Annotated in this window: 1 protein-coding gene; it reads right to left on the bottom strand. The window is 63.5% G+C overall.

Features of this window, described 5'->3' with window-relative positions; genetic code table 11:
* Positions 1-72 precede the first annotated feature (72 nt).
* Positions 73-805 (bottom strand): class I SAM-dependent methyltransferase (locus IMZ11_RS42835; RefSeq protein ID WP_228649327.1); only part of this gene is annotated, 733 nt, incomplete at its 5' end.

The following is an 805-nucleotide window of genomic DNA, read 5'->3' as shown; positions in this document are numbered from 1 at the left end:
CTGCGTAAGGGACCGGTAGAGGATCCCGCACTGCGGTTCGAAAAATCTCTGGTTATCGCCTGATCCGGTGGTCTAACCGAACTCCAGCAAAGTCATCACGGGACGGACTGGCTCGAAGACCGGCAGGCGCATGACCCGCAGCGCGGTGTTCAACACGATGCCTCTGCCGGGCGGCATCGGCAGATCGCGCACCGTCCGTACCCCGGGGACGGTGTTGACCAGATCGGCCACCTCCGAGGGCGACAGGCTGAAGGGCATCGGAGGTACGCGGTAACGCATCGAGGTCGGCAGCCCCTTGCGCGTCAGGAAAGCGAAGAATGCCGGCGGCAGGTCGAACAACATCTGCCCGCCCGGAAAACGTTGCGCGCAGGCGCGAATCAGCGACATGGCTTCCTCGGGCTGCAGGTACATCAGCAGGCCCTCGGCGGTGATGAAGACGCCGTGGCCGGTGTCGACCTGGTCCATCCAGCTGAAGTCCAGTGCCGACTGCGCACATTGCGTTACCCGGTCCGGTTTGGGTATCAGCTTGTTGCGCAGCTCGATCATCGGCTCCAGATCGACCGACAGCCAACGGAACTCATGACCCAGTCCGGCCACGTCGAGGCGGTAGAAACTGGTCTGCAGTCCCTCGGCCAGCGCCACCACAGTGGCCTGCGGATGGTCGCGCAGGTAGTTGCCGGTCATCCGATCGAACAACAAGGACCGCAGGGCCATGTCTTGGCGGCGGGTGTAGCCGAACTTGGCGAAGTCGAACTCGATCGAGTCGACCAGTTGCACGGCCATCGGATCGTCGATCAGGCCGTCC

Source organism: Microtetraspora sp. AC03309 (assembly GCF_020826795.1).
Lineage (GTDB): Bacteria > Actinomycetota > Actinomycetes > Streptosporangiales > Streptosporangiaceae > Microtetraspora > Microtetraspora glauca.
Note: the sequence above shows the minus strand (reverse complement) of the source record. Positions and strands in the feature narration are given on the sequence as shown.